Here is a 16,817-nt window from a genome sequence, read left to right as displayed (position 1 = left end):
AATGAATTTAAAAAATATAGCGGCTTTGTATAGAATTTTTATTAGTTAAGGAAGTGGATGGATGAGTTTATTAACGTATACTGAAGAATTTTTTAATTATGTAAGGGAGTTTTTACTTTTAAGATTTTTGCTATTTGCTTTAGTTTTAATCATTATTTCGTTTGTAATAAACCGTATTATTGATTGGTTTTTTAGGAAATCAAGCTTTTTTGATGAAGAGGTAGAGCAGACGATTCAAAGTGTAATTCGATCTATTTTTAGATATATCATTATCATCAGTCTTATCATATATTTAATTAGCCAATTTGTAGATATAAAAAGTATTATTGCAGGTGCAGGGATAGCTGGAGTTGTCATCGGTTTTGCTGCACAACAGATGTTAAAAGATGTTATATTAGGCTTTGCAAGATTAGCGGACAAAGAGTTTCGAGTTGGTGATTTTGTAACTTTTAACGGAACAAATTCAGGAACTATTGAAGAGATTAGTATTCGTTTTATGCAAATACGTGAATGGTCAGGAAAATTACTTACCATCCCACACGGAGAGATTAGAACGATACAAAATTTTAATAAAGGATGGATGCGTGTAATTGAACGCATCACGGTAAGTTATCAGGAAGATCCAACAAGAGTGAAGGAATTGTTAGAAGAAGTATGTGTTATATGCAATGAAAAATTGGATCAAACTCTTTATAGAGTAGAGGATGAGGCTGTTGAACCATTTAAATACGTCGGTGTTACAGACTTAAATCCTAACCTGAAATATGTTGGCTATGAATTTTGTATTACAGGTTTAATAAAGCCAGAAGATTATTTTGAAACTTCTAGACAAGTAAGATTTGAATTAATGTCTATATTCCATAAGAATCAAGTGCAAATGCCGGCAGCGAATATGGTTGTTACTACTGAAAGTTTACAGCATATTCATGGTGGACAATCTTTATCGGACAGCTAAAGTAGAATCGCTTGTTAACAAAAATTCTGATTCCAACATTGGATAGAATAACAATAATAAAATGATTGATATAAAGAAAGGGCTGAAGGAATTCGGTTCTTTTTTTATTTATAGAATTTAGAAATTTCTTAATGTTATAATTGTAGTTGGTGATGAGAATGAACTTTGAAGAAAAAGAGATGCATCGTTTAGAAGCATTAAAAGAAATTGCTGAATTATTAAATGAAGCAACAAACTTACAGGATATGTTAGAAAAAGTGTTGCATACATTGTTACAAGTAATGAATTTACAAACAGGGTGGATATTCTTTATTGATGAAAGTGGAAAGCATAGCATGCTTGTAGACGAAAATTTACCAGAGGCTCTTACGTGGCAAGAGAAGAAGCCGATGTGTGAAGGAAACTGTTGGTGTGTAGAACGTTTTGTGAATGGGAGATTAGAAAAAGCGACTAATATTATTGAATGTAAGCGAATAGAAGATGCAATTGAATGTAATTGGGGAGAGACAGAAGATGTTACACATCATGCGACAATTCCGCTTAGGTCTGGATCAGAGAAATTTGGCCTATTAAATGTAGCCGCGCCTCATAAGACACATTTTTCTGAGGAAGAGTTAGCGTTATTAGAATCAATTGCATTTCAAATTGGAACGACAATACAACGTATTCAATTAGTTGAGAAAGAACGTAAATATGTAGTGGTAGCGGAAAGAAATCGACTTGCACGTGATTTACATGATTCAGTAAAACAATTGTTATTTTCTATTATGCTAACAGCAAAAGGTACTTTGAATATGACGCAAGATAGAGAATTGCAAGAGATGTTAAGTTATATTGGAGAATTATCACAAGAAGCATTACAAGAGATGACGTTATTAATTTGGCAATTAAGACCTGAAGGATTAGAGAAAGGATTAGCAGAAGCAATTCAAAATTACGGGAAGTTGTTAGGAGTTCAAGTGGAAGTTCGAATTGATGGGATGGTTTCAATTGGGGATGAAATAGAAGAAGTTTTATGGCGTATTAGCCAAGAGGCGCTACATAATTGTAAAAAGCATGCTTCGTGTGAAAAGGTACATGTTCTTTTAAAAATAGAAAATAACCAGTTATTTTTTTACATAGAAGATAATGGAATAGGATTTATACAAGATCAAGTAAGGGAGTCAGCACTTGGCCTGAAAAGTATGAAGGAACGTATTCAATTAATGAAGGGATCGTTTCAAATTATAACAGAGCTGAGAAAGGGTACAAAAATAGAAATTCAATTGCCGATTTGAAGGGGAGAATAAGATTGAAGATTAAATTGCTATTAGTTGAGGATCATCATATCGTTCGAAGAGGACTTGTATTCTTTTTGAAAACGAGAGGAGAATTTGAAATTATTGGGGAAGCGGAAAATGGCGAAGAGGCATTACATTTCGTGCAAAAAGAAAAACCAGATGTCGTACTAATGGATGTATCAATGCCGAAAATGGATGGAATTGAGGCGACAAAACGTCTAAAGCAATACGATGAGACGATAAAGGTACTTATATTAAGTAGTTTTTCAGAGCAAGATTATGTTATACCAGCACTTGAAGCTGGAGCAGATGGTTATCAATTAAAAGAAGTACAACCTGAGCAACTTGTCGCTTCTATTATTGCAGTACATCAAGGAAATGCGAATTTTCACCCGAAAGTAACACCTGCATTAATGGGGCGTTCCGGAGTAAAGAAGGAAATAGAAAATCCTTTTTCAATGTTAACGAAAAGAGAGCAAGAGGTACTTCGTGAAATTGCGAAAGGAAGAAGCAACAAGGAGATTGCAGCAGAACTTCATATTACAGAACAAACTGTGAAAACACACGTTTCAAACGTTTTAGCTAAATTGGAAGTGGATGATCGTACGCAAGCCGCATTATACGCAGTGAAACATGGGGAGAATTATTCATAAGTATGAATAATTCTGTTATATCGTATGACAGAATACATAGGAGCAATTAAAATTTATAGTAATCCCTAATATAGGTTTTTCTTCTTTTAATAATTAGGTACAATAAAGTGAAACTCTAATCAGGGGGGACCATCCCCACTGATGATTAGTTAAACTAATCGATTTTTACAGGATAAAGCTACGATGGAAGGGGAAGATATGCTATGCCTGGTACAAGAAGTGGGATTGGAAAGATTCAGGCTTCGTTAAATGGTTTATCACCGAAATTGCGAAGTATTGCCGAACATATTTTGAAACATCCACAAGATGTTGTACATAAATCTATTACAGAATTAGCTGAAGTTACGAATAGTTCCGAAGCTACGATATTCCGCTTATGTAAACACCTTGGTTTGCAAGGTTTTCAAGATTTAAAGATTACATTAGCCCGTGAAATTGTACATACACCAATGCAAAATATTCATGAAGAGGTATCAGCAGAAGATAGTATGGTAACTGTTGCTAAAAAAGTTTTTCATTCGCATATTACAGGACTGCAAGATACTTTACATTTGCTAAATGAAACAGCACTTGAGCAGGCTGTACGAGCCTTGCAAGAAGCAAGTCGAATTGAGTTTTATGGAAATGGTGGCTCTGGTATTATTGCGATGGATGCGTATCATAAGTTTATGAGAACGGGTATTTCTTGTATCGCTCATACTGATTCGCATTTTCAAATTATGGGAGCAGGTTTACTCTCGAAAAATTCAGTTGTTATTGGCATTTCTCACTCTGGTAGCAATAAAGGATTACTTGAAGCATTAGAAGTAGCGAAAGCAAGAGGGGCCAAAATTATTGCGATTACGAGCTATAAGAAATCAGCATTAAGTCAACTTGCTGATATAACGTTATATACATCAACACGTGAGACTGAGTTCCGCACAGAAGCAAGTTCATCACGATTAGCACAGTTAAGCTTATTAGATACTTTGTATGTAGGGTTGTCGTTGCAGCGACAAGAGGAAACGCTTAAAAATTTACAAAGTATACGTGAAACGATTTCGATGAAGCGAATATAAAAAAGCTCTTCAAATGAAGAGCTTTCAGACTGTAGACAAACTATTTTTGGAGAGTTCAAATGCTAAAAATAGTTTGTCTCGTATTTTATGGATAATTTATCCAATTACATTTATATGTAGTGCTTTCTATATATAATTTACTATAAGTGAGGAAGGTGTCTTATGAAAATATCCGTTTATGTTGCAAGTGCATTTAGCAAGGATCATAAAGGCGGAAATAAAGCAGGAGTGGTATTTATTGAGAATACAAATACATTGACCACTACTCAAAAAATGACAATAGCGAAACAACTGGGTTATGCGGAAACCGCATTTATATCAGAATCTGAAATTGCTGATTATAAATTTGAGTATTTTACTCCAAAAGAAGAAGTTGATTTATGTGGTCATGCCACAATTGGCTCTTTCGCGATACTGATGCATTTAAATAAAATTTTCAAGAATCGCTATACGATTGAAACGAACAGCGGTGTTCTTACTATTACCATAACAGATGACATCATATTCATGGAACAAAATAAACCGATATTCTATGATGTTGTATCTCCAAATGAGTTCACCGACTGTTTTGACATTAAAGATATAGACAATAAATACCCAATCCAAATTGTCTCCACGGGCTTAAAAGATATTTTAATTCCTATAAAAAGCGAAACACAATTACATGCACTGCAACCTAATTTTGAAAAAATTAAAGAAATCAGCAAGTATTATAATGTTGTTGGGATGCATCTATATACTTTTAATGACAATCGAATTATATGCAGAAATTTTGCTCCACTATACGACATTAATGAAGAAGCAGCGACTGGAACTTCAAACGGTGCATTAGCTTGCTACCTTTATGAACAGCACTATTTGCAAAAAGAAGTCTATGTATTTGAACAAGGTTATTCTTTACACTCGCCTTCCGAAATATTAGTTAAATTAGCAACCAATAGCAAAAATAAAATAGAAAAAGTTTATGTTGGCGGTAAAGGCTATTACTGTGAAACTAAGTGTTTAAATGTAGAAAATATTGAGTAAAGAGCTTTTTTTTATCGTTGAGAAGTTTGTTAATTTATTTTCTTTTAGAAATGTATGACTTACATATAGTCAGTGATAAACTCTCATTTTTAAAAATTAAAAATAAAGACCGATTTGTGTAATGATTCAAATATTGTTCATAATTTCACAATTTGTTTATGAAGTGTCATGTTATGATGAACATGTAATGATGATTGAATACTTAAATTTGGTACGGTAACTAGCCAAAGTAGTGAGGAAAGTAGTTGTGAGATAAACTCATTAAAACGCTAGAACACTAAAGGGGAGATCACATATGAAAGCAGTAGTGGTTAATAAAAACAGCAAAGCAAACATCGAAGTGGTTGAAAAAGAATTACGTCCGTTACGCTCAGGTGAAGCGTTAGTAGATGTAGAGTATTGTGGAGTTTGCCACACTGATTTACACGTTGCGAATCATGATTTTGGTAACACTGATGGCCGTATTCTTGGTCATGAGGGTGTAGGTATTGTTACGAAAATAGCTGATGATGTTAATTCGCTAAAGATAGGTGACCGTGTAAGTATTGCATGGATGTTCCAATCTTGTGGACGTTGTGAATATTGCGTAACTGGTAGAGAAACATTTTGCCGTGAAGTTAAAAACGCAGGTTATTCAGTAGATGGTGGTATGGCTGAACAATGTATCGTTACAGCTGATTATGCGGTAAAAGTACCAGAAGGATTAGATCCTGCTCAAGCATCATCAATTACATGTGCTGGTGTAACTACATATAAAGCTATTAAAGTATCAGATATTAAACCTGGTCAACCTATTGTAATCTATGGCTGCGGTGGATTAGGTAACTTAGCTATCCAATATGCTAAAAATGTATTTGGTGCAAAGGTAATCGCAGTAGACATTAATGACGACAAATTAGCCTTAGCGAAAGAAGTTGGTGCTGATATGACTATCAATCCAATTTCTCAAGGTCCTGCTGATAAAATTGTTCAAGAGGAGCTTGGTGGCGCTTATGCTGCGGTAGTAACAGCAGTCTCTAAAGTAGCCTTTAACTCAGCAGTTGATGCAGTACGTGCTTGCGGTAAAGTAGTTGCAGTAGGGCTACCAGTAGAAACAATGGACTTAAACATCCCGCGACTTGTACTGGATGGAATTGAAGTAGTTGGTTCTCTAGTTGGTACTCGTAAAGATTTGGAAGAGGCGTTTATGTTTGGGGCAGAAGGAAAAGTAGTGCCGGTTGTTCAAACTTGTTCGCTAGATAAAGTACAAAATGTATTCGAAGAAATGGAACAAGGTAGAATTCAAGGGCGTATGGTAATTGATTTTAAAAAACATAATTGTGATTGCAAATAATTCACTTTAAATATAAAAATTGTGAGTCTAGCAAAGGACATGTAAAAAAAGTTAGACGGTATAAAAAGATGATCCCTGTATTTAATAGGGATCATCTTCTTTATTTTCTACTAATATCGATGCCAATTAATACTTGATTAATGAGAAACGATTAAAGGTTTACTTTATTTGCAAACGAAAAAGAATCTTTATGTTTAACAAATTTTTTATGATCTGGAACGTTTTGAATTGCTACAATTTGCGAATCTCTTGCTTTCAGTGCATCTTGAATCCCGATGGTCATAAGCTTAATAAATAGAATCGTAATAAAGAATGAAGCGAGAGTATAAAAAATAATCCACCACGAAAGATTCATTTCATTACGATTTAATCCAATAAGGCCTGCCCAATCATTAGATAGAGAAACAGGTTTGAGCACTCCGTCATAGAGTTCACGCATTTGTATGCCGCCAATTACAATGTTAAGCAACGCTAAATGGATAACGAGTATGAGTGTTTGGACGATATGTTCCATAAATAATACAAATAAGCGGTCAAGTAATAAGACTCGTAAGTGTTTTTTAATAATATGAAAACGACTAGCCCCCAGTAATTGTGAACTTAAGATGTAATCTTGTTTCATAAATTCATCAACCTCTGAGGATATGTATAAAGAAAGTGTAGGCAGAGCGACGAAAATAAGTACGAGTACTTGATAAAACGTAAATGAAATATTTGGATCTACCCCATCAGCATTTGACGTGATTACAATATTAACGGGCGTGATAAGTATGAATGCGATAAATAGAGTTGGAATATAATAAAAAACTTCTGAGCATGACTGGAAAAATCTCTTGAGTTTTGGAGCAAATAAACTTAAGAGGATTCCTATACATGTTCCGCATAAAATTCGAAAGAAGCTAATTGCCACGGCTAATAAAATAGTAAATTTTGCTCCTTCTACAATTTGTAAGAAAACAGACTCTCCAAAACGATCAGATCCAAAAGGTGGAATTAACGAAGGCGGAAAGGGGGCCTTTCCAAGTAATTCGTTATTTTCATTGTAAAGTAACTGAGGAGGTTTTGGGATGTTATCTTTAAAGAACCAACTATAAATAAAACTAGCTGAAATAAGTATGAATAAATAAGTAAAGCCGATTAAAAAGCGTTTTGATTTCCAAATAGATTTCATAATGATACTCCTTTCAATTGCTTTTTCCATCTATTCATCATGAATGAGATTATTTGGAAAATGGCGTAAAACGGTAAAATAATCATAACAAGTATAATAAATGTAGCTGGAGGTGAAACAAACGCCTTATTAAATAAAAATTGAATAATGCCTTCCATATTAAAAACAAATTCTAAAATGAATAAATTAGAAAGTAAGAAAACAAAAATCGTTTTTAAATGGTGGAAGAAGTGGATAGATATATTTTTGAATAAATGAATGGATAATATATAACTTGATGAAAGGCCTTTTCCATATGCAACCTCTACGTAATGTTTTCCTTGTTCTTCTTTTATGTATAACACCATCATCCGAAACATTTGTAATGTAGGTAAGACAGCTAATGATAAAATAGGGAGTAAATAAGCTCGATTTTCATTAAAAGAAATAATAGTGACAGGAGATTCCCCAAATTTCTGAAGTACCCATATGAAAAATATTTGCAAACAAATCATCATCATCATATCAGGGACAGCTTCTAATATGAACACAATTCGGTTTATCCATTTTTTTATATAATCTTTTGCTAAAAAATAAAAAAATGCCGTGCTAGATGATAAAAAGAGAGCAAGAAAAAAGGCTAAAAATAATATAGTAAATGAATATAGGTAAGGTTCTAAAACAGTTGGAAATAATGGTGTTTTTTTGAAATGGCCAAACTTCGGGTCGGATCCTATAATCACTAATGATTCAAGGGAGAAGACCTGTTTTAACATGGTAACGATCTGATTAAAAAAATAAATTGGTTGAAAGGTAAATCCTTGTTGAGTGATAAATAAATAAGGTAAATTTAATAATAGTAAGAGTGATAAAAGAATTGATGAAAGCTTAATTGTGAATTGAGATATTGTATTTAACATTAAATCCCTCCGACATCTTTTTACAACATTATACAATAAATTCTATATTATTGTTTTATTTTTCTGAAAAATAAAAATACTGTTGAATTTTATAGTATGCAAGATATATTTACAAGATAAAAAAGTAATAGTAGGGGCCGCGCTCTATTTTTATCAAGACAAAAGGACTAGTGAACTTAAAACAATAAACAAGAGCAAAATGCACAGAATTTTCATTCTGCGGGTAGTTACTTTTCTTGGCTTGATAGCGATATTACGTGACCGCTAAAAATGAATATTGCTTTTCAACTCTTTCTTCATGCAAATGAGTAGAACGTATGGAGGACTATGTATGTGTTGTTAATGAGAGGAAAGAGTGTATTGCGTAACGAATATAACGTAATTTTACCGCAAGGAGTAGCTAAATTTAGTGTATAAGTGAAATGGAATGAGTAGATTTATTTTTTTATATGAAAAAAATTTTCTTTTTATAACTTGATAAATGAAAAAATATTTTATATACTAATTCATGTAAACGGTTTACTAAATCGTATTTTGCTAGAAATGAAGGGAAGATTCGCATGGAAACAAGGGGGAGAGTAATCGGGATTGATATCGGTACCACAAGTACGAAAACGGTTGTGTTCACAGAAAAAGGAAAAGTCATTGCATCACATGCAATCGATTACCCAATTATTCAACCGAACGTCGGATGGGCTGAGCAAGATCCTGATGTAATATGTGCCGCTGTATACAAAAGTGTAAGCGTTGCCATCGAAAAGGGTAATGTATTACCAGAAGATATTTCTTCAATCGGTATTAGTACAGCTATGCACGCATTAATTGCAGTAGATGAAAATGGTGCGCCATTAACGCGTTCTATCATTTGGGCAGATAATCGAAGTACGAAGCAATCAGAAAAATTATTACAACAAATGAATGGGCATGAAATTTATAGACGTACAGGTACACCAATTCATCCGATGTCACCACTTTCTAAATTGTTATGGATGAAAGAAGAGGAACCAGAGTTATATACAAGTGCTTATAAATTCATTTCCATTAAAGAGTATGTGATTTACCAATTATTTTCACGCTACGTAGTTGATTATTCGATTGCTTCTGCTACGGGGTTATTTAATTTAGAAACATTAAACTGGGATGAAGATGTTTTAACTATGTTACATATGTCACCAGAACAATTATCAACCCCTGTACCAACTACATATATTTTATCAGGTATGAAGCCAGAATTAGCACAGAAGATGGGGATAAGTGCAGAGACACCAATTGTCATAGGAGCAAGTGATGGGGTTCTTGCAAATGTAGGAGTTGGGGCGATATCACCGGGTGCGGCTGCAATTACCATTGGAACGAGTGGTGCGGTTCGAACAATCTCATCAAATATAAATACAGATGAGAAAGGGAGAACGTTTTGTTACGCATTAACAGATGAGCACTGGGTAATCGGTGGTCCAACGAATAACGGCGGAATATTACTGAGATGGTTACGTGATGAATTTGGTAGTCCAGAGCAAGAAGTAGCAAGAAAGCTCGGAATTGATCCTTATGATTTATTAATTAAATATGCAGAAAGCGTACCAGCTGGAGCGGATGGGCTATTGTTCTTACCTTTCTTATCTGGAGAACGCGCACCTTACTGGAATGCAAATGCTCGTGGCACATTCTTTGGAATCAATCTTCAACATAAGCGAGAACATTTTATACGTGCAGTGATGGAAGGTGTTTGTATGAGTGTATATTCAGTAGCACTCGCAATTAGAGATTGTACAGGGCCACTTACTGAAATACGAGTTTCAGGAGGGTTTGCGAAATCTGCATTTTGGAGACAAATGTTGTCCGATATGATGGGGAAAGAATTGCTTGTACCTGAAAGTCATGAAGCATCTGCGCTTGGGGCAGCGGCAGTTGCTTTATATGCTGTAGGAAAAATTGATTCTCTTGAAGAGGTAAAGGATTGGATTGATATTGTTCATCACCATGTACCGAATAAAGAAAATACGGCTATATATTTAGAAATGTTTTATATGTATGAACGACTTTACAATCGCTTGAAAGAAGAATTTGATTGTATAGCTGCTTTCCAACGTAAATAATAGGGGGATTGGGAGAAATGGTAGTTGGGATCGTACTAGCGGCAGTTGTCATACTACTTTTACTTATTACGGTAGTAAAATGGCATCCATTTGTCGCATTAATTTTAACAGCAATTGGTGTAGGATTAGCAATGGGAATGCCTTTAATTGGAACTTCACCAAAAGATCCAGGAATTATTGATTCTATTAAACTAGGGCTTGGTAATACGTTAGGATTTTTAGCAATAGTTTTAGCACTAGGAACGATGCTTGGAAAAATGATGGCCGAATCTGGTGGTGCTGAACGTATCGCTAACACATTAATTAATCGTTTTGGGAAGAAACGAGTTCACTGGGCGATGATGTTCGTTGCATTTTTAGTAGGGATTCCGGTATTTTTCCAAGTTGGATTTGTCCTATTAATTCCGTTAGTATTTACAATTGCGTTAGAAACTGGGGTATCACTTATTACAATCGGTATTCCGCTAGTAGCAGGACTGTCAGTCGTACACGGACTTGTTCCACCGCATCCAGCGGCAATGGCGGCAGTTGGTATTTTTAAAGCAGATGTAGGGAAGACAATTTTATATGCATTAATTGTCGGACTTCCAACTGCAATCATATCAGGTCCACTTTACGGGAAATGGATTGGAGCTCGTATACATAAGGAAGTACCGTTAGATATAGCGGAGCAATTTGCTGAAAAAGATAATAAAAAAGAGCTTCCTAGCTTTGGGAATACATTGTTTACAATTTTACTTCCAGTATTTCTTATGCTTGGTGCATCAATAGCAGAAGTTGCATTAAATAAAACGAGTCAACTAGCACAAGTATTACACTTTACTGGAGATCCGATTGTCGCTTTATTAATTGCAACTATTTACTCTTTCTTTAGTCTTGGATATGCAAAAGGTTTCTCGAAAGATAAAGTATTACAATTTACAAATGATTGCCTTGGTCCAATTGCAAACATATTGTTAGTGATTGGTGCAGGCGGCGCATTTAATAAAGTACTATTAGATTCTGGAATTGGAACGACAATTGCAGATATGGCGAAAGAATCGCATATTTCACCGATATTATTAGGGTGGGGAATTGCGGCACTAATCCGAATCGCAACTGGATCGGCAACTGTTTCTATGATGACAGCAGCTGGAATTGTAGCACCGATTGCAGCAAGTATACCTGGTGTAAATGTTGAATTACTAGCACTTGCAACAGGCGCAGGGTCATTAATTTTATCACACGTGAATGATTCAGGATTTTGGATGATTAAAGAGTATTTCGGAATGACTGTGAAAGAAACATTATTAACATGGACTGCAATGGAGACTATATTATCTGTAGTAGCGCTTGGGCTAATTTCGATATTAAATATATTTGTATAGAATAGGAGATTGATTAATATGAAACTAGGTTTAATTGGATTAGGAAAAATGGGATTTCCATTAGCTGAACACTTACATGAAGACAAGCACGAAGTAGTTGTATACGATGTAAATAAAGAGCTTGTTGAAAAGGCAGGAAAACTAGGAGTTACTGCACGTCATACATTAAAAGAAATGATCGCTGAATTAGAAGCACCTCGTACAATTTGGGTAATGGTGCCTGCAGGAGAAGTTGTAGAGTCAGTACTAAAAGATGTATATCCATTATTAGATGAAGGTGATATCGTTATTGAAGGCGGAAATTCATTCTATAAAGATACGTTACGCCGTGCTGAAGAAGCGAAAAGCTTTGGGTTACATTATGTAGATATCGGTACATCAGGCGGTGTAGAAGGCGCTAGATATGGTGCTTGCTTAATGGTTGGTGGAGAAAAAGAAATTTACGACCAATTAGAACCTTTATTTAAAGATTTAGCAGTAGAAAATGGCTATTCTTATGCTGGCCGCGTTGGTAGTGGTCATTTCTTGAAAATGGTTCATAACGGTATTGAGTACGGCATGATGCAAGCAATCGCTGAAGGATTTGAAGTACTAGATAAGAGTGACTTTGATTTCAATTATGAAGATGTTGCAAAAGTATGGGCGAACGGATCAGTAATCCGCGGTTGGTTAATGGACTTAACTGAAAAAGCATTTGCAGATGATCCTAAACTTGATGGCATTAAAGGTGTAATGAACTCTTCAGGAGAAGGGAAATGGACTGTTGAAACTGCGCTTGAGTTACAAGCAGCGGCACCAGTAATCGCGATGTCATTATTTATGCGCTATCGTTCTCAGGAAGATGATACATTCCATGGAAAAGTAGTTTCAGCACTACGTAATCAGTTCGGTGGACATGAAGTTGTAAAAAAATAAGGATGTTTTTGAAAAGAAACTTGTGCATAAGCGCAAGTTTCTTTTTTATAGTTTAAGAAATTACTAATGTACAAATACCAATCAATCATCGTTTTGTTGTCACAAATGACAGCTTCAACATTCATTGATTGAACAATATATTCTATATTTTCTTCTTTAGCTAATAATAAGGTTGTAAAGGAATCGTATATACTCATAAACGCATACTCATTGTCTTCGCCAGTAATAATTAACTCATTATTGCTAATGTCCCAAATATCTAATGGAGTAGTATTATTTACCTGTAATAATCCGTTTGTATCAAGAATTGGTTCAGAGAAATATAGATTTCTTGCACCTCTAGAACCGAGGAGTTTAAGTAATTTGTGTAATAAAAATATAGACGTATAATCTTCTGTTGGATAATAAAAATCTTTTTTTAAGTTTGAATGTAGCTTTTCAGCTAAATCCTCTCTTTTATATTCTTCTGAAAAGGCACTAATGGAAGTCAACATGGCCATTGCTAGGTCTGCGTATGAATGTAATCCACTACAAGACATCATTTCCTTCCAAGAAACGGACTTCCCATTATGAATGATTTCTTCAGCGCTAGGATAGATGTGCTCATATGGTCTTTTTCTCACAGACTTTTCCCATCCTAAAGGCATTTGGACAAAAGGATGTAGCAATATAGCTGCAGATTTAAAGTTTCTTGGTAGTTGTTCTAAAATTGGTGATTTGTCATCTAGCCAAATGTAATCCAACAAAATATAACCTCCTCTTAGACTTTGAAATGTACGGATTCCCGTATTATGTTTTTTTATATTGATTGTATCAAATATAAAGCGAAGCATGAAATATGTCCCAACATAAAAGTAAGAATAAATAAAATGAAGTTTTCATAAATAGTAAAAGGGTGCTTATGTCATCAGTATAGCTAAAAAATGTTGTTACATATGAGAAGAGCGTGTTAATAAAATATGAGGTGGTTAAATGGGAAATGAGCAAGTGAAGTCTGTAAAGGAAGAAAAAAAGTTATGTCTTTGTATGATCGTCAAAAATGAGTCTAGAATTATGGAAAGATGTTTAAATGCAACAAAATCAATTGTAGATTTTGTTTCTATTTGTGATACTGGATCGACGGATAATACGCCTGAAATTATTGGAAATTGGTGTAAGGAAAATGAGATACCTGGGACAGTTCATCATGAGCCGTTTAAAAACTTTGGTTATAACAGAAGCTTAGCAGTTTCATTAGCGCAAAAAACATATCCAGAAGCGGATTATTTATTAATATTAGATGCGGATATGATTTTAGAGGTTGATCCGAATTTCGATAAAACGAGCTTAACGGAAGATCATTATCTTACATTGCAATATGATGTTCATATTAAATATTGGCTTACACGTCTATTAAAAGCTTCTTTACCATGGAAATCTGTCGGTGTTACTCATGAGTATTGGGATATAGATCGTTCAAAAGTTGGAGCGAATTACAATACGAGGGTAGATCGGTTAGAGACTCTTGTCGTGAATGATCCCGGAGATGGGGGGAGTAAAGCTGATAAATTTGAAAGAGATGAGAGGTTGTTGTTACAAGGAATAAATGACCCAGAAACAACGCCAGATTTGCATATAAGATATTTATTTTATTTAGCCCAGACTTATTTTCATTTAAGTCAATTTGAAGATTCGATTAAATGGTATAAAAAACGAGTGGAAGCAGGGGGATGGGTTGAAGAGGTATTCTATTCGTTATTGCGAATAGGATTTTGTTATGAGCAGTTAGCAAATCGTTCAGCAAATAAACAAAATGAAGTGACAGATGCTGATGAAAAAGAAAATGTTAAAGGGCAAGAAGAGCAATATTTAGCATTAGCTGTTTTTTATTTTCAAAAAGCGTGGGAATATAGACCAACTCGGGCTGAGCCATTATACCAACTTGCAAGGTTGTATCGATTACGATCTCAAAACAATATTGCTTTGATGTATGCTCTGCAAGGGAAGGAAATTCCTTTTCCAAAGGATGATCTTCTATTTGTAGATTATCATGTGTATGATTACTTATTTGACTATGAAATTTCTATTAGTGCTTTCTATATACCTCATAAAAAACATTTAGGGGCCGTGTCGCAAAAGTATTTGGAATCGATTAAAGAAGAGATTCCATTTCATATAGCAAATATAGTAGAGAATAATGCGAAATTTTATTAAATACATTTTCGGTTAAAGGAGTAGTGGAGTAATCATGGAATTAATGCGATGGGCGATTGAACTAGGAGAATCGGTGCATGGAAATACGTATGAAGAATTGATGCCACTACTAGACTATTATTATGATCGTGATCATTTAAAAGCGTATTGTATCGCAAATCTTCTTTTAAACATGGATGTATTAGATGAACATCGTGAAAGAATCGAATTAAGAAGATGCATCGCTGCTTATTATGCTGGATTATATAAAGTAGCAAGAAAACATGCAAATGAGTTAGCACTTAAACATCCGGATGTAGATTTATATAAAAATAATTTAAAATTAATGGAAGCTTATTTGAATAAAGAATATGATTATTGTCTTTTTATATGTCCAAAGACATACGGTAGTTTCATAGATGTTGCGCGAGCTTTAAAGTGGCGGTTGGAGCAGGAGGGAAATACAGTAATTATATCAGAAACAATACTGGAAAATGTAAAGAATACAGTTGTTTTTGGAGCACATACATACGCATATAACCCGAATCTTCTTCCGAAAGATGCAATTATTTATAATTTAGAACAGCTATACGAAGGAAGTCCATATGCGCACCCCCTTTATTTAATATTATTAAAAGATAGAGTGATTTGGGATTATAGTAAACAAAATATAGAATGGCTAAAACAAAAAGGGGTAGGAAAAGAAATAAAACATGTAGAAATGAACTATGCTCCAACTTTGGAAATAAAAAAAGATGCATTTGAAGATGAGATTACTGAAGATATTGATATTCTGTTTATAGGTGCCCTTAATCCGAGGCGGCAAGCTATTTTTGATCATCTAAAAGCGATTGCCCCGAATTTAAATATAGTTTTTAAAAATAATGCGTGGGGAATTGTTAGAAATGAATTGATTGCTAGAGCTAAAATTATATTAAATATTCATTTTTACTTATCAGGAATTCTTGAAACACCTCGCGTGTCTTATGCAGTCGCAAATAAGAAATTTATTATTTCCGAAAATAGTAATCCAGAAGATGAGGTAGAGTGGCCGGGAATTGTATTTACTCCGTACGAAAAAATAATTGAAAACGTAATGAAATATATAGAATTACCAGAAGAACGGAAAAAATTAGCGGAAAAAGCATATAATCATTTTGAAGCAAATGAAAGTTTAGGTACATTGAGTCTGAGAGATGAAACAAAGTAATTATACGAAACTCATACGAAAGTATGAGTTCTTTTTTGTTTATCATACTATTTTATGAAACAAGTTAACTCTTTATATTGTGTTTTGTATAGAAATTTCTGATAATATATAGATAGAACTTGAAAACAAAGGGGAGAAATAATCATGAAACTAGTCGTTATTAACGGTACACCAAGAAAATTTGGTAGAACTCGCGTGGTGGCAAAATATATTGCGGATCAATTTGAAGGAGAATTATATGATTTAGCAATTGAGGAGTTACCTTTATACAATGGAGAAGAGTCACAACGTGATTTAGAGGCAGTAAAAAAATTGAAAACGTTAGTGAAAGCTGCGGATGGGGTTGTATTATGTACACCAGAATATCATAATGCGATGAGCGGTGCGCTGAAAAACTCTTTAGATTACTTAAGTAGTAGTGAATTTATTCATAAACCAGTTGCGTTGTTAGCGGTTGCTGGTGGCGGTAAAGGTGGAATAAATGCATTAAACAGCATGCGAACGGTCGCTAGAGGTGTTTATGCAAATGCAATTCCAAAACAAGTTGTGCTTGATGGATTACATGTGCAAGATGGTGAACTTGGGGAAGATGCCAAACCATTAATTCATGATGTAGTTAAAGAATTAAAAGCATATATGAGCGTATATAAAGAGGTGAAAAAGCAACTAGGAGTGGAGTGAT

The 16,817-nt window shown here is 34.4% G+C and carries 14 protein-coding genes and 1 pseudogene; 12 read left to right on the top strand and 3 right to left on the bottom strand.

The window, feature by feature from the left end:
* Nucleotides 1-61 precede the first annotated feature (61 nt).
* The 6 genes from DN403_RS02355 (at nucleotide 62) to adhP (ending at nucleotide 6,305) form a co-directional block, all read left to right on the top strand.
* Nucleotides 62-955 (top strand): mechanosensitive ion channel family protein, encoded by an 894-nt coding sequence (locus DN403_RS02355; protein WP_000055429.1) that lies wholly within the window; start codon nucleotides 62-64, stop codon nucleotides 953-955.
* 158 nt (nucleotides 956-1,113) lie between these two features.
* Nucleotides 1,114-2,232 carry a two-component system sensor histidine kinase CasK gene (gene casK / locus DN403_RS02350; protein ID WP_001008458.1) on the top strand — a complete coding sequence of 373 codons (1,119 nt, stop codon included), beginning with the start codon at nucleotides 1,114-1,116 and terminating at the stop codon, nucleotides 2,230-2,232.
* A 14-nt stretch (nucleotides 2,233-2,246) separates the two neighbouring features.
* Nucleotides 2,247-2,888 (top strand): two-component system response regulator CasR, encoded by a 642-nt coding sequence (casR, locus tag DN403_RS02345; protein ID WP_149185286.1) that lies wholly within the window; start codon nucleotides 2,247-2,249, stop codon nucleotides 2,886-2,888.
* A gap of 203 nt (nucleotides 2,889-3,091) precedes the next feature.
* On the top strand, nucleotides 3,092-3,946 hold the full coding sequence (locus DN403_RS02340) for a MurR/RpiR family transcriptional regulator (RefSeq protein WP_001119645.1): 855 nt from the start codon (nucleotides 3,092-3,094) through the stop codon (nucleotides 3,944-3,946).
* A gap of 162 nt (nucleotides 3,947-4,108) precedes the next feature.
* The gene (locus DN403_RS02335; protein WP_000704327.1) at nucleotides 4,109-4,972 is read left to right on the top strand and encodes a PhzF family phenazine biosynthesis protein; all 864 of its coding nucleotides are present in this window, start codon (nucleotides 4,109-4,111) and stop codon (nucleotides 4,970-4,972) included.
* Nucleotides 4,973-5,267: 295 nt separating this feature from the next.
* Nucleotides 5,268-6,305 carry an alcohol dehydrogenase AdhP gene (gene adhP, locus DN403_RS02330; RefSeq protein ID WP_000649140.1) on the top strand — a complete coding sequence of 346 codons (1,038 nt, stop codon included), beginning with the start codon at nucleotides 5,268-5,270 and terminating at the stop codon, nucleotides 6,303-6,305.
* A gap of 151 nt (nucleotides 6,306-6,456) precedes the next feature.
* Here the strand turns inward: adhP and DN403_RS02325 are convergent, their stop codons facing one another.
* On the bottom strand, nucleotides 6,457-7,476 hold the full coding sequence (locus DN403_RS02325; RefSeq protein ID WP_000836579.1) for an ABC transporter permease: 1,020 nt from the start codon (nucleotides 7,474-7,476) through the stop codon (nucleotides 6,457-6,459).
* Nucleotides 7,473-8,375 (bottom strand): ABC transporter permease subunit, encoded by a 903-nt coding sequence (locus tag DN403_RS02320; RefSeq protein WP_000935300.1) that lies wholly within the window; start codon nucleotides 8,373-8,375, stop codon nucleotides 7,473-7,475. Before DN403_RS02320 ends, DN403_RS02325 begins: the two co-directional genes overlap by 4 nt.
* A gap of 560 nt (nucleotides 8,376-8,935) precedes the next feature.
* On the opposite strand from DN403_RS02320, the gene gntK reads away from it, so the two are divergent.
* From gntK to gnd, 3 genes are read left to right on the top strand one after another with little or no spacing between them, the layout of a single operon-like run.
* Nucleotides 8,936-10,471: a gluconokinase gene (gene gntK / locus DN403_RS02315; protein WP_000449998.1), complete on the top strand. Its 1,536-nt coding sequence runs from the start codon at nucleotides 8,936-8,938 to the stop codon at nucleotides 10,469-10,471.
* A gap of 17 nt (nucleotides 10,472-10,488) precedes the next feature.
* Complete coding sequence (locus tag DN403_RS02310) at nucleotides 10,489-11,838, top strand: GntP family permease (protein ID WP_016077775.1); 1,350 nt, start codon at nucleotides 10,489-10,491, stop codon at nucleotides 11,836-11,838.
* Between the two features lie 18 nt (nucleotides 11,839-11,856).
* Nucleotides 11,857-12,753 carry a phosphogluconate dehydrogenase (NAD(+)-dependent, decarboxylating) gene (gene gnd, locus DN403_RS02305; protein ID WP_016077774.1) on the top strand — a complete coding sequence of 299 codons (897 nt, stop codon included), beginning with the start codon at nucleotides 11,857-11,859 and terminating at the stop codon, nucleotides 12,751-12,753.
* Nucleotides 12,754-12,827: 74 nt separating this feature from the next.
* Here the strand turns inward: gnd and DN403_RS02300 are convergent.
* Nucleotides 12,828-13,586: pseudogene (locus DN403_RS02300) on the bottom strand (DUF2711 domain-containing protein); the annotation flags it as partial.
* A gap of 139 nt (nucleotides 13,587-13,725) precedes the next feature.
* Here DN403_RS02300 and DN403_RS02295 point away from each other — a divergent pair.
* The 3 genes from DN403_RS02295 (at nucleotide 13,726) to DN403_RS02285 (ending at nucleotide 16,816) form a co-directional block, all read left to right on the top strand.
* Nucleotides 13,726-14,946: a glycosyltransferase gene (locus DN403_RS02295; protein ID WP_098437202.1), complete on the top strand. Its 1,221-nt coding sequence runs from the start codon at nucleotides 13,726-13,728 to the stop codon at nucleotides 14,944-14,946.
* A gap of 34 nt (nucleotides 14,947-14,980) precedes the next feature.
* Nucleotides 14,981-16,135, top strand: a complete 1,155-nt coding sequence (locus DN403_RS02290) for a CgeB family protein (protein ID WP_000422331.1) — start codon at nucleotides 14,981-14,983, stop codon at nucleotides 16,133-16,135.
* Between the two features lie 144 nt (nucleotides 16,136-16,279).
* Nucleotides 16,280-16,816 carry an NADPH-dependent FMN reductase gene (locus tag DN403_RS02285; protein WP_000780355.1) on the top strand — a complete coding sequence of 179 codons (537 nt, stop codon included), beginning with the start codon at nucleotides 16,280-16,282 and terminating at the stop codon, nucleotides 16,814-16,816.
* Nucleotide 16,817 lies beyond the last annotated feature (1 nt).

Origin of the sequence: Bacillus sp. AY2-1, assembly GCF_008368965.1 — a bacterium.
Taxonomy (GTDB): domain Bacteria; phylum Bacillota; class Bacilli; order Bacillales; family Bacillaceae_G; genus Bacillus_A; species Bacillus_A thuringiensis_S.
The sequence above is the reverse complement of the archived record's forward strand: the minus strand, read 5'-3'. Positions and strand labels throughout refer to the sequence as shown.

Excerpts from the sequence above, each read along its gene's own strand:
- DN403_RS02355 (WP_000055429.1), top strand. The coding sequence starts at position 62 with ATGAGTTTATTAACGTATACTGAAGAATTTTTTAATTATGTAAGGGAG.
- casK (WP_001008458.1), top strand. The coding sequence starts at position 1,114 with ATGAACTTTGAAGAAAAAGAGATGCATCGTTTAGAAGCATTAAAAGAA.
- DN403_RS02340 (WP_001119645.1), top strand. The coding sequence starts at position 3,092 with ATGCCTGGTACAAGAAGTGGGATTGGAAAGATTCAGGCTTCGTTAAAT.
- DN403_RS02335 (WP_000704327.1), top strand. The coding sequence starts at position 4,109 with ATGAAAATATCCGTTTATGTTGCAAGTGCATTTAGCAAGGATCATAAA.
- adhP (WP_000649140.1), top strand. The coding sequence starts at position 5,268 with ATGAAAGCAGTAGTGGTTAATAAAAACAGCAAAGCAAACATCGAAGTG.
- DN403_RS02325 (WP_000836579.1), bottom strand. The coding sequence starts at position 7,476 with ATGAAATCTATTTGGAAATCAAAACGCTTTTTAATCGGCTTTACTTAT.
- DN403_RS02320 (WP_000935300.1), bottom strand. The coding sequence starts at position 8,375 with ATGTTAAATACAATATCTCAATTCACAATTAAGCTTTCATCAATTCTT.
- gntK (WP_000449998.1), top strand. The coding sequence starts at position 8,936 with ATGGAAACAAGGGGGAGAGTAATCGGGATTGATATCGGTACCACAAGT.
- DN403_RS02310 (WP_016077775.1), top strand. The coding sequence starts at position 10,489 with ATGGTAGTTGGGATCGTACTAGCGGCAGTTGTCATACTACTTTTACTT.
- gnd (WP_016077774.1), top strand. The coding sequence starts at position 11,857 with ATGAAACTAGGTTTAATTGGATTAGGAAAAATGGGATTTCCATTAGCT.
- DN403_RS02295 (WP_098437202.1), top strand. The coding sequence starts at position 13,726 with ATGGGAAATGAGCAAGTGAAGTCTGTAAAGGAAGAAAAAAAGTTATGT.
- DN403_RS02290 (WP_000422331.1), top strand. The coding sequence starts at position 14,981 with ATGGAATTAATGCGATGGGCGATTGAACTAGGAGAATCGGTGCATGGA.
- DN403_RS02285 (WP_000780355.1), top strand. The coding sequence starts at position 16,280 with ATGAAACTAGTCGTTATTAACGGTACACCAAGAAAATTTGGTAGAACT.